This window comes from Roseateles sp., from assembly GCF_044373315.1.
Classification (GTDB): Bacteria; Pseudomonadota; Gammaproteobacteria; order Burkholderiales; family Burkholderiaceae_C; genus JACDQM01.
Map to the genome: position 1 here is coordinate 1 of NZ_JBILQK010000106.1, position 10,273 is coordinate 10,273.

Consider the following 10,273-nt stretch of genomic DNA (forward strand, 5'->3'; position numbering starts at 1 on the left):
GCAAGCGCTGGCTGCGCATCCCCCTGCAGCGCTATACCGTGCAGGCCGCCTGGCGGCCCTCGGCACAATGGACGGCAGCCGCCACCTGGCGCTTCAGTGGCCGGCAATACAACACCGACACCAATGTAGATGTGAACCCGGACACCTTTGGCGGCACCTCGCGCGTCAACCAGCTGGATGTGAAGCTGGCCTGGCGCTTTGCGCCCGAGTGGGAATGGAGCGTGGGCGTCGACAACGTCGCCAACAACACCGCCTGGCAGGCCCACACCATGCCGCAACGCCTGATCCATACGGCCCTGCGCTGGCAGCTGGGCAACTAAGGAGCCGCACGATGAGCAAGAGCATGCCCTTCACACCCGGCCGCCGCCGCCTCATGCTGCTGCAGGCCGGCCTGCTGCCGTTGTCCGCTTTGCTACCACTGAGCCTGCGCGCCCAGGATCACGGCACGGGTGGCCACGGCGCGGCCCCGGCAGCGCCTGCCGCAGGCGTCAAGCCGGCGCGCAAGCCACGCCCGCAGCTGGCCAGCGGCGCGGCGCTGGCGCCGGATGGCTCGGTGTGGCTGGCCATGCTCGACGCCCAGGGCCGCCTGGTCACGCAGCGCAGCACCGACCTCGGCCGCAACTGGAGCGCGCCACGGCCGCTGGACATCGGTGATGAAAAGCCCAGCGCCGACGGCGAGAATCATCCCAAGATTGCCTTCGGCCCGCGCGGCCAGGTGGCGATCTCGTACACGCGGCCGCTGTCCAAGCCCTTCACTGGTGAGATCCGCCTTCTGCACTCCAGCGACGGCGGCGCACATTTCTCTGCGCCGGCCACCGTACACCAGGACCGCCAGGAGATCACCCACCGCTTCGATTCCATCGCCTTCGACGGCCAGGGCCGACTGCATGTGGTGTGGATCGACAAGCGCGATCTGGAGCTGGCCAAGAAGGCCGGGCGTGACTACGCGGGTGCGGCGATCTATCGCAATGTCTCAACGGATGGCGGCGCCAGCTTCGGCGCCGACCAGCTGCTGGCTGCGAACAGCTGCGAGTGCTGCCGCATCGCGCTGGCGCCTGACGCGCAGGGCCGGCTGGCCGCCTTCTGGCGCCATGTCTGGCCCGGCCAGGTGCGCGACCATGCCTTTGCCCGCCTGGAAGACGGCGCGGCCGTCCAGCGCGCCAGCCGGGATGGTTGGGTGGTGGCGGGCTGCCCGCACCATGGCGGCGACCTGACGGCGACCAGCGATGGCGGCTGGCATGCGGTATGGTTCGGTGTGCGCGACGGCGTTGGCGTGCCGCGCTATGGCCGACTCGACGCCGACGGTCGCCCGCAAGGCCCGGCGCGCGCCCTGCCCGATGAGACCGCCGAGCACGCCTCCCTGGCGCGCGCCGGGCGCCGCCTGGCGATCAGCTGGCGCAGCTTCGACGGCCAGCGCATGCGCTGGCGCGCCTGGGTCTCCGAAGACGAGGGCCGCAGCTTCACGCTACGCGAGCTGGGACACACGACGGGCGCCAGCGACTATGCGCGCCTGCTCTGCGACGGCCGGCGCCTGATCGCGCTGTGGCGCTGCGATGGCGAACAGGGAGCGCGCCTTGTCGAACTTTGATGCCCACATGAAGCGCACCCTCGCCCTGCTAACATTTATGTTAAGCGTCCTGCTGGCGCCCGCCCAGGCTGCACCCGGGGCCGCCGAGCCCTTCGACGCCCAGACCTGGCGCGCGCTGCGCCAGCAGGTGGATTCCAGCGGCAAGCCGGCGCTGGTGATGTTCACCGCCAGCTGGTGCGCGGTCTGCCCGGGCGTGGCCAAGCAGCTGGCGGCCGACAAGCGGCGTCAGCGTGCCGGAACGCCGCTGTTGATGGTGATGAGCGATCTCTCGCCCGAGGAGCTGGCCCAGCACCGCGGCCATGGCATGCACCCGCATGCGGAGGCAGACCGCCTGCTTGCCTTCGAGGGCCCCGAGGCGCCGATCCGCCATGCGGTCGACCCACGCTGGCGCGGCATGGTGCCGCATATCGCTTGGCTCGCGCCGGGCCGCGCGCCCGAGTTTGTCAGCGGTGCTCCCGATGCGGCGACGCTCACGCGTTGGTGGGGCCGCTAGGTCCCCTACTCGCAGCGACAACCGACACCCCGCCATGCCGCGCCACCGCAAGCCCCCTCCGCACGCCCTGCTGGCGGCGCTGACGGCGCTGCTGATGCTTGCGGCCAGCCTGCTGCCGAGCTTGCACGGGCTGGCGCGAGCCGGCAGCGCCAGCTCGGCGCTGGTCGAGGTCTGCACGGCCGAAGGCAGCCGCTGGGTAACACCGGATGGTCGCACTCCCGCGCCAGCCGAGCACCTTGCACTTGAACATTGCCCGCTGTGCCTGTGGCAGGCCCAGGGCATCGGCCTTCCGCCACCGCCGGCCAGCCTGCTCTTCATCTCGCCTGCGGCGCTGCGCCATGCAGCACCGCAGGGCTGCAGCGCACCCGCGCTGGCGGCTACCCGCTGGGCCCTGGCCCAGCCACGCGGACCACCTGCGTCGCCCTCCTGCTGATCCCGCGACTGCAAGACCTGAACCGGAACGCGCTGACCTAACACATCAGCTCGCTGGCTCGACGGTCTGGCAGCGCCATCGCAACCGCCGTGGCGCCACGCCCCGGCTGCACAGGAGTGCCATTTCATGTCTCCCTCTTCCATCCTCACGCGGCTGGCCGGCTCTCTGCTGCCCGCGCTGGCGCTGGGCCTGAGCGCCACCAGCGCCGCACTGGTGCTGATCAGCGGTTACCAGTTGCTGCGCGCCGATGCCAGCCCATCGGCCCTGCCTCACTTCATGCGCCAACTGAAGCTGCCGGCAAGCACGACAGCACAGCCTGCCTTCAAACCCGTCTTGCAGCGCAGCGGCGCCTGCCCCTGCACGCCTGCGGCGGCTGACGATCTGATGGTGCACAAGCCCCAGCCGGAGTACCACGTATGAGCCCGATCAAGATCAAGCTCTTCGTCGCCCTGCATGTGCTGGGGGCGCTGAGCATCTTCAGCGCAACGCTGTGGATGGCCAGCCAGGCGCGCCAGAACGCCGCCAGCAGCCCGCGGGCCGGCACCCCGCCCGCCGCAGCTACCCCGGCACACCCACGGCCCGCTGCCCACAGCCTGCCGGCCGGCCAGGCCGCATTCAAGAGCAGCGCCGACATGCCTGACTGGCTGCGCCAGGCCGAGATCCGCGAGCTGCAGCGCCCCGCATGGCCGCAATGAAGCGCACCCGTCCGTCCCATCCGAAACCGAAACCCAGTTCCCCAAGGAGACTCACCATGACCCTCATTAACAAGCCCCTGCTGATCACCCTCGTCAGTGCTGCAGCCCTCAGCGCATGTGGCGGCGGCGGCGACACGCCGGTGGACACCGGCCCGCGCAGCCTGTCGATCGAGTTCGCCGCTGTCGCGGGCAGCACGCCAGTCAAGTGCGGTACCGCCGTCACAGGCCTGGGCAGCGCCGCCATCGACGCACAGATCAAGGACTTCCGCTTCTACATTGCCAACGTCAATCTGGTGAAGAGCGACGGTACGCTGGTGCCGCTGACGCTGGCCGCCAACGACGACTGGAATTTCACCAAGGACGGCCAGAGTCTCACGCTGATCGACCTGGAAGACGCCACCGGCGCCTGCAGCGGTGGCACCACGGCAACCAACGCAACCATCAAAGGCACGGTGCCGGCGGGCAGCTACACCGGCGTGCAGCTGACCATGGGCGTGCCCTTTGCGCTCAACCACAGCGACTACGCCACCGCCACCAAGCCGCTGGACGTGCAGGCCATGGCCTGGAGCTGGCAGAGCGGCCGCAAGTTCGCCAAGATCGAGGTGAGCGACCCGGCCGGCACCGCCGGCACTTGGACTGCCAAGACCTTCAACGTGCATCTGGGTTCGACCGGCTGCACCGGCAACCCGGCCAGCGGTGAGACGGTCAGCTGCAAGGCGCCCAATCGCATGACTTTCAGCCTGGGCAGCTTCAACCCGGACACACAGAAGATTGCCGTTGACCTGCGGGCCCTGCTGGCCAGCAATGACATCACCCGCAACGCTGCAGGCGCGGCCGGCTGCATGTCCGGCGGTACCGATCCCGAGTGCGCCAAGGTTTTTGAATCGATGGCCATCGACTGGAAGACGGACGGCAGCGGCACCGGCCTGATGCTGGCTGGCGGCGCCAGCCAAAGCCTGTTCAAGGCGATCTCCAAATGAGTGCGCGCGGACTCTCGATCGAACCGGGGTCCGCAGCGCGCCGCCGCCTGAAGCATGGCGGCGGCGCGCTGCTGCTGGCGCTGACGGCGCTGCTGGGCGGCTGCGGCGGCGGCGGCACCACGGTGACGGACAGCGCACCGGGCGGCAGCGGCAGCACCGCATGGCGCTGGAACCTGCCGGCCAACTTTCCCGAGCCCAAGGTCCCGGCCGACAACCCGATGAGTGAAGCCAAGGTGGAGTTGGGTCGCCGGCTGTTCTACGACCAACGCCTGTCGGGCAGTGGCAAGCAGAGCTGCAGCAGCTGCCATCTACAGGAGAAGGCCTTCACAGAAGGCCTGGCGCGAGCCATCGGTTCCACCGGCGAGCTGCACCCGCGCAGCGCGCAGCATCTCGCCAACGTGGCCTACAACGCCACGCTGACCTGGGCCAATCCGTCGCTGGTGACGCTGGAGCGGCAAATGGAAACTCCCCTGTTCGGCGAAGACCCGATCGAGATGGGCGTCAACGACGGTAACAAGGCCGAGGTGCTCAAGCGCTTGGCCGACAACACCGACTACGCCGCGCGCTTTGCCGCCTCCTTCGCGAGCGACAGCGCCCCGGTCAGCTGGGGCAATGTCATCAAAGCCATTTCCGCCTTCCAGCGCACACTGATCTCAGGCAACAGCCGCTACGACCAGTACCTGCAGGGCAAGGTGCTGCTCAGCGCCGCCGAGACGCGCGGCATGCAACTATTCTTCGGCGAGAAGGCCGAGTGCTTCCATTGCCACGGCAGCTTCAACTTCAACGACCAGATCCTGCACGCCGCCAGCCGTCTGGTGGAGACGCCCTTCCACAACACGGGGCTCTACAACATCGATGGCAAGGGCGGCTTCCCCGAGCCCAACCGCGGCGTGTTCGAGCTGACGGCCAAGCCAGCCGACATGGGCATGTTCCGCGCGCCGAGCCTGCGCAATGTCGAGGTGACCGCGCCGTACATGCACGACGGCAGCATCGCCACGCTGGACGAGGTGCTGCGCTTCTACGCCGCCGGCGGCCGCGTCATCAGCACCGGCCCGAACGCCGGCGACGGCCGCGCCAGTCCGCTCAAGAGCGATCTGGTCACGCTGATCGATCTCAGCGCCCAGGAGCAGGCCGACATCGTCGCCTTCCTGCGCACGCTCACCGACCATGAATTCCTCAGCAATCCACGCCATGCCAACCCGTTCACCACCAAGTAAGCGCCTGCCGCTGCGCGCTGCGCTGTTCGCGCTCGCCAGCGCCCTGTGCGCCAGCAGCGCGCTGGCCCATGAGCCCGGCAGCGAGCTTATTCCTGAAGTACGCGGCTGGCGCATCGACGCCGCCGCCGCACTGCGGGCCGCCGAGTCCGACGGCCGCTGGCCGGTCGCCGCCCTGCCTGGCGCGCCGGGTCTGGGCGTGGCACCACGCCGCGCCGAAGGCGAGCTGCGCATGGAGCACGCCACGCTGGGCGCCGCTTTGCGCCTGAATGCGAGCTTCGGCACGCAGTGGGTGGTCGGCCGGCACGACCGCGACAAGCCGCACACCGAGTCGGCGCTGCTGCAGGCGCGCTGGGCCATGGGCGCCGACATGCTGGCGCTGAATCTGGGCCGCGACACGGTGCGCATGGGCTCCACCCTGGACGGCGCCGGCCATATCGACCGCTTCAGCCAGGCGCCACTGGCCAAGCGCGGCGCGCTGGACGATCAGTGGATCGACGACGGCCTGACGCTGCGCTGGCAGCGCGATGTGGAGCGCGGTCTGCGCACGCTGGAGGCCGGCCTGTGGCGCGGCCGAAGCTTCCCTGGCGGGCCGGCTGGCGCGCCAGTGCCGACACTGCGCGCGCATGGCGGCTGGGCCCATTGGGACCTGCAGCTCTTCGCCAGCCATCTGGAGCCCGAGGCGCGCGGCAGCGCCATGCAGAGCGCCGGCGCCGAAGGCCATCTGCACGGCAGCCTGGACTGCCGCGCCAGCCTGGCGCAGCGCGTCTGCTTCGATGGCCGCAGCGAGATCCTCGGCGCCAGCCTGCGCTGGGACCGCGACGATGGCGCCCTGAGCGCCAGCCTGGCCGCCCTGCTGCGCCAGGAGCGCGGCGCGCTGTACTCGCTGAGCAGCACGGCCGACTACCGCGCCACCACGGCGGGCTGGTGGGCTGACGTCAACTGGTCGCCATGGCAGGACTGGACCCTGGCCGCGCGCGCCGAGCGCTTGGTGCCGCGCAACCGCCTGAGCGGTGCCGGCAGCACCCAGCTGGCGCGCGAGGCCGGCCTGCTGGCAGGCCAGCCGGTGGACCGGCTCAGCATCGCCGTGCTGCGCCAGCTGGGCTGGGGCACGCAGCTGGCGCTGGAGACCGGCAGCGAGAAGAGTCCGGCCGAAGGGGGGCGCATCAATCATGTGGCGCTGCGCCTGATCTTGCGCGCGCCGGATCTTTTGAAAGGCCGCTGGTGAAGCGCCGCCACTGCCTGGCCGCGCTCGGCGGCCTGCCACTGGCTGGCCTGGCGCCGCCGCTGCGCGCGCATGGGCTGCGGGTTGGCGATCTGCTGATCGACCATCCCTATGCCCTGCCGACGGCGGCCGGCGCGCGCAGCGGCGCGGTCTACTTCCGCGCGCTGGTCAACCGCGGCAGCCAGCCCGAGCGCTTGCTCGGCGCCCGCTGCGAAACGGTGGCGCGGCGCGTGGAGATCCACCGCAGCCGCATCGAGCAGGATGTGATGCACATGCGCGCCATCACCGCGCTGGAGCTGCCCGCCGGCAGCACGCTGAAGCCACGCCATGGCGGCGATCTACACCTCATGCTGCTGGATCTGCAACGCCCGCTGCTCAACGGCGAGCGTTTCGAGCTGGAACTGCAGTTCGAACGCGCCGGCCGCCAGACGGTGACGGTGTGGGTGCAGCAGCCGCGCGAGGGCCGGGCGACACACCATGGGCACTGAGCGGCGCAGCTCCCGCCCACTCGCAAGCCGCCCTCAGGCGGCGCGCTGCGGTCAGCGATGCACGATCGGCTTGTCGGTGAACAGCGAATCCCTGAGCTTGGCGGAGAAGGTCGGGTCCTGGCGGCGGATCCATTCCAGCAGCATGGATGCATGCTCCTTCTCCTCGTCGCGGTTGTGCTCGAGCAGGGCTTTCAGCTGCTCATCCTTGCAGGCGATGACGCGCTGGCTGTACCAGTCCACCGCTTCGAGCTCCTCCATCAGCGACACGATGGCGCGGTGCATGTCCCGCGACGCGTCAGAGAGTTCATTGACCGGCTCGTGATAGCCCACACTTGCCATGGTGTTCTCCTGCTGTGTTCATCAAGGCCGCTGGCGCGTTCAGCGTGTGCCGACCATTTCAAGGTCGACGCGGCGATCCGGCTGCAGGCAGGCGATCAGCTTGGCTGAAGCTGTGTTGCCGGGGCAGTCTTCTCGCTTGGTGACCGGGCTGGACTCGCCCTTGCCCACCGCGGCGATCTTGCCAGCGTCAATGCCGGAGCGGCTCACCAGATAGGCCTTGACGGCTTCAGCTCGCTGCAGCGACAAGGTCTGGTTGTAGGCCTCGCTGCCGAGGCGATCGGTATGCCCCTCGACATTTATCACGTCGTAGCGCGAGGCGTTGGCGTCGCGGGCGAACTGCTCCAGCGCAGCCTGGCCTTCGGGACGCACGGCCGAGGTGTCGAAGCCGAACAGCGACTCGGCCGCGAAGCTGACACGCTGGCGCGTCGGCGGGACGACCGGCGCGGGTGCCGGCGGGGGCGCGACCACGATCACCGGCGCGGGCGCAGGCGGCGCGGCGACCGGCATGGGCGCAGGTGCCGGCGCCACATAGGCCTGGCGCATCGGCGCCGCACCGAAGGGGAACACCAGCCCGACGGTGTAGGCATTGACATTGGCCTTGCCGTCCATCGCATCGTTGATGCGATAGCGCTCGACCTCGGCGCGCAGCGCCACGTGGGGGCTCATCGCGTACTGCAGGCCGACGCCTGCCTTGTAGTTGACGCCGCGGGTGCGCGGGCTGCTGTCCGGCACGATGACCGCACCGGTGCCGCTGAAGCTGTTGCGGGTCCAGGAGCGCTGCACGCCGACGCGCAGCAAGGCGGAGAAGGTGTCGGTCAGCGGCATCGTGCCCAGCAGGTCGAGGTTCATGCCGCGGTACTTCGACTCGCCATGCACGCTGCCCAGTGGCAGTGTGCTGGCATCGAAGCCGAAGGTGCCCAGGCTGAAGAGGCCCGCCTCGATGGCCAGGTAGGAGTTCATGCGGTAGCCGCCGAACACCTTGTAGCCGGTGGCGCTGTCGTCAACGGCGACGCCAGTCACGCTGATGGCCGGGCCGGCGTTGTAGGCGGCCATGCCGGACTCGTCGAGCTTGGCGCGCGACTTGCCGACCGAGGCGCCGCCGTAGTATTGGCCGGACACCTGGGCAAAGGCTGGTGCAAGCAGCATCGTGCCCAGGGCCATGGTGAGAAATCGCAGTGCGTGGGTCTTGTTCATCAGGTGCTTTCGTGGGTGTTCGGTTCGGCGCGGCGGCACCCGTCACAGAACGCGACGGGTCCGCGCATCAATGCCCGGCTTGGCGCCAGCGGAACAGCGCCCGCTTGGTGCGCTGCCCCTGCATCGAAGGGTGGGTTTTAGGCCCGCCTCTAGCGCGGGTCTGTACGCCAGCGAACCACGGCGCCACTGCGCTGCAGCAGCGCAGCGCACACCCCACACAGCGTGATTCAAGTGCGCCGGCGCACCGACAAGCACCACGGCTGCGAGATCGGATTCGGCCCGGCACCTGTCAGCGGTGTCACGAGCGGCCAAGAACGGGAATCCGTCCCTTGCGCCTCGACGGGAACGGAAATCCGCCACCCAGGCGGCGCTGGCACGCCAGCACAGCACCAGCCATCAAGCACTTAGCGACATCGACTCGGGATAACCCGCACTGGCACGGCGTCTGCATTGGATAGGGCATGTCCGCCCGCACCGCAGCCCCACGCCACTGCCAAGCCAGTTTCGATCCGAAGCGGGTGCTGCGGCTGCGTGCGCTGCCGCTGCTGGGCCTGGGCGCCTGGCTGGCCACCCTCGGCATGCCGGCCCCTGTGCTTGCTGCAGCCGGCAGTGCGGCGGCCTCGTCCCCGACAGCGCTGACCCAGCAGAGCGAGACCCTGCGCCGCATTGCGGAGACCGGCACCATCAATCTGGGTCACCGTGAATCCTCGGTTCCGTTTTCCTACTATGACCAGCGCCGCCAGGTGGTGGGCTATTCGCATGAGCTGATGCTGAAAGTGGCAGAGGCGATCCGCACCGAGCTGAAGCTGCCGGCGCTGACACAGCGCCTGGTCCCGGTGACCTCGCAGAACCGCATCCCGCTGGTGGTCAATGGCGCGGTGGACCTGGAATGCGGCTCCACCTCCAATACCGCGGCCCGTGCCCGCCAGGTGGCGTTCTCGACCTCGATCTTCGTGGTCAGCACGCGGCTGCTGGTGCACCGCGATTCCGGGCTGAAGGACTTCCCTGATCTGGCCGGCAAGCGGGTGGTGGTGACCTCGGGCACCACGTCGGAACGTCTGCTGCGCACCTGGAACGAGACCCGCGGCGGCCGCCTGCTGCTGCTGACCGCACGCGACCATGGCGACGCCTTCCAGTCGCTGGAAGCCGGCAAGGTGGATGCCTTCATGATGGATGACGCGCTGCTGGTCGGCGAACGTGCCAAGGCGGCCAATCCCGCCGACTGGGTCGTCACCGGCAAGCCTCTGTCCGACGAGGTCTACGGCTGCATGATGCGGCGCGACGACCCGGCCTTCAAAACCATCGTCGACCGCACGCTTTCCCAGTTGCTCACTTCGGGCGAAGCACTGAAGATCTATACCCGCTGGTTCCAGAAACCGATTCCGCCCAAGGGGCTCAACCTGAACTGGCCGCCATCCGAGGCCCTGCTCAAGCTGTACCAGCAACCGAGTGACCAGCCCCTGCCGTGACAGGCAGAGGTTTGAAGCACGAACCCCGGCCACCCGGCCGGACATCACCACCCTCCCCATCCAGGAGTTCTCATGTCCCAGAAGTCTGTTGTGTTCCAACGTACCACCACCGCTGCAGCCCTGCTGCTGGCCGGCCTGCTGGCCACCGGCGCGGC

The 10,273-nt window shown here is 69.2% G+C and carries 12 protein-coding genes and 1 pseudogene; 11 read left to right on the forward strand and 2 right to left on the reverse strand.

Translation table 11 applies throughout. The annotated features are described in order from the left end of the window. From ACIQ67_RS17290 to ACIQ67_RS17335, 10 genes and pseudogenes are all read left to right on the forward strand, one after another. A pseudogene (locus ACIQ67_RS17290) lies at positions 1–320 on the forward strand (TonB-dependent receptor); the annotation flags it as partial. Positions 321–331: 11 nt separating this feature from the next. Further along, positions 332–1,588 (forward strand): hypothetical protein, encoded by a 1,257-nt coding sequence (locus ACIQ67_RS17295; RefSeq protein WP_397535620.1) that lies wholly within the window; start codon positions 332–334, stop codon positions 1,586–1,588. A gap of 37 nt (positions 1,589–1,625) precedes the next feature. Next, the gene (locus ACIQ67_RS17300) at positions 1,626–2,081 is read left to right on the forward strand and encodes a hypothetical protein (RefSeq protein WP_397535621.1); all 456 of its coding nucleotides are present in this window, start codon (positions 1,626–1,628) and stop codon (positions 2,079–2,081) included. 34 nt (positions 2,082–2,115) lie between these two features. Beyond that, the gene (locus tag ACIQ67_RS17305; RefSeq protein WP_397535622.1) at positions 2,116–2,514 is read left to right on the forward strand and encodes a DUF2946 family protein; all 399 of its coding nucleotides are present in this window, start codon (positions 2,116–2,118) and stop codon (positions 2,512–2,514) included. Positions 2,515–2,640: 126 nt separating this feature from the next. Then, on the forward strand, positions 2,641–2,934 hold the full coding sequence (locus ACIQ67_RS17310; RefSeq protein ID WP_397535623.1) for a hypothetical protein: 294 nt from the start codon (positions 2,641–2,643) through the stop codon (positions 2,932–2,934). Then, complete coding sequence (locus tag ACIQ67_RS17315; protein ID WP_397535624.1) at positions 2,931–3,209, forward strand: hypothetical protein; 279 nt, start codon at positions 2,931–2,933, stop codon at positions 3,207–3,209. The genes ACIQ67_RS17310 and ACIQ67_RS17315 overlap by 4 nt, the downstream gene beginning before the upstream one ends. Before the next feature lie 56 nt (positions 3,210–3,265). Next, positions 3,266–4,189 (forward strand): MbnP family copper-binding protein, encoded by a 924-nt coding sequence (locus ACIQ67_RS17320; RefSeq protein WP_397535625.1) that lies wholly within the window; start codon positions 3,266–3,268, stop codon positions 4,187–4,189. Continuing rightward, positions 4,186–5,406: an MbnH family di-heme enzyme gene (locus tag ACIQ67_RS17325; protein ID WP_397535626.1), complete on the forward strand. Its 1,221-nt coding sequence runs from the start codon at positions 4,186–4,188 to the stop codon at positions 5,404–5,406. The genes ACIQ67_RS17320 and ACIQ67_RS17325 overlap by 4 nt, the downstream gene beginning before the upstream one ends. Further along, the gene (locus ACIQ67_RS17330) at positions 5,381–6,631 is read left to right on the forward strand and encodes a hypothetical protein (protein ID WP_397535627.1); all 1,251 of its coding nucleotides are present in this window, start codon (positions 5,381–5,383) and stop codon (positions 6,629–6,631) included. Before ACIQ67_RS17325 ends, ACIQ67_RS17330 begins: the two co-directional genes overlap by 26 nt. Continuing rightward, the gene (locus tag ACIQ67_RS17335) at positions 6,628–7,116 is read left to right on the forward strand and encodes a copper chaperone PCu(A)C (protein WP_397535628.1); all 489 of its coding nucleotides are present in this window, start codon (positions 6,628–6,630) and stop codon (positions 7,114–7,116) included. Before ACIQ67_RS17330 ends, ACIQ67_RS17335 begins: the two co-directional genes overlap by 4 nt. Before the next feature lie 51 nt (positions 7,117–7,167). On the opposite strand, the gene ACIQ67_RS17340 is transcribed toward ACIQ67_RS17335, so the two are convergent. Further along, complete coding sequence (locus ACIQ67_RS17340; RefSeq protein ID WP_397535629.1) at positions 7,168–7,455, reverse strand: encapsulin-associated ferritin-like protein; 288 nt, start codon at positions 7,453–7,455, stop codon at positions 7,168–7,170. 39 nt (positions 7,456–7,494) lie between these two features. After that, the gene (locus tag ACIQ67_RS17345; protein WP_397535630.1) at positions 7,495–8,649 is read right to left on the reverse strand and encodes an OmpA family protein; all 1,155 of its coding nucleotides are present in this window, start codon (positions 8,647–8,649) and stop codon (positions 7,495–7,497) included. Between the two features lie 578 nt (positions 8,650–9,227). Between ACIQ67_RS17345 and ACIQ67_RS17350 the strand changes: the two genes are divergently transcribed. Beyond that, on the forward strand, positions 9,228–10,118 hold the full coding sequence (locus ACIQ67_RS17350; RefSeq protein WP_397535631.1) for a transporter substrate-binding domain-containing protein: 891 nt from the start codon (positions 9,228–9,230) through the stop codon (positions 10,116–10,118). Positions 10,119–10,273 lie beyond the last annotated feature (155 nt).

Excerpts from the sequence above, each read along its gene's own strand:
- ACIQ67_RS17305 (WP_397535622.1), top strand. The coding sequence starts at position 2,116 with ATGCCGCGCCACCGCAAGCCCCCTCCGCACGCCCTGCTGGCGGCGCTG.
- ACIQ67_RS17340 (WP_397535629.1), bottom strand. The coding sequence starts at position 7,455 with ATGGCAAGTGTGGGCTATCACGAGCCGGTCAATGAACTCTCTGACGCG.
- ACIQ67_RS17315 (WP_397535624.1), top strand. The coding sequence starts at position 2,931 with ATGAGCCCGATCAAGATCAAGCTCTTCGTCGCCCTGCATGTGCTGGGG.
- ACIQ67_RS17320 (WP_397535625.1), top strand. The coding sequence starts at position 3,266 with ATGACCCTCATTAACAAGCCCCTGCTGATCACCCTCGTCAGTGCTGCA.
- ACIQ67_RS17345 (WP_397535630.1), bottom strand. The coding sequence starts at position 8,649 with ATGAACAAGACCCACGCACTGCGATTTCTCACCATGGCCCTGGGCACG.
- ACIQ67_RS17350 (WP_397535631.1), top strand. The coding sequence starts at position 9,228 with ATGCCGGCCCCTGTGCTTGCTGCAGCCGGCAGTGCGGCGGCCTCGTCC.
- ACIQ67_RS17300 (WP_397535621.1), top strand. The coding sequence starts at position 1,626 with ATGTTAAGCGTCCTGCTGGCGCCCGCCCAGGCTGCACCCGGGGCCGCC.
- ACIQ67_RS17330 (WP_397535627.1), top strand. The coding sequence starts at position 5,381 with ATGCCAACCCGTTCACCACCAAGTAAGCGCCTGCCGCTGCGCGCTGCG.
- ACIQ67_RS17295 (WP_397535620.1), top strand. The coding sequence starts at position 332 with ATGAGCAAGAGCATGCCCTTCACACCCGGCCGCCGCCGCCTCATGCTG.
- ACIQ67_RS17325 (WP_397535626.1), top strand. The coding sequence starts at position 4,186 with ATGAGTGCGCGCGGACTCTCGATCGAACCGGGGTCCGCAGCGCGCCGC.
- ACIQ67_RS17310 (WP_397535623.1), top strand. The coding sequence starts at position 2,641 with ATGTCTCCCTCTTCCATCCTCACGCGGCTGGCCGGCTCTCTGCTGCCC.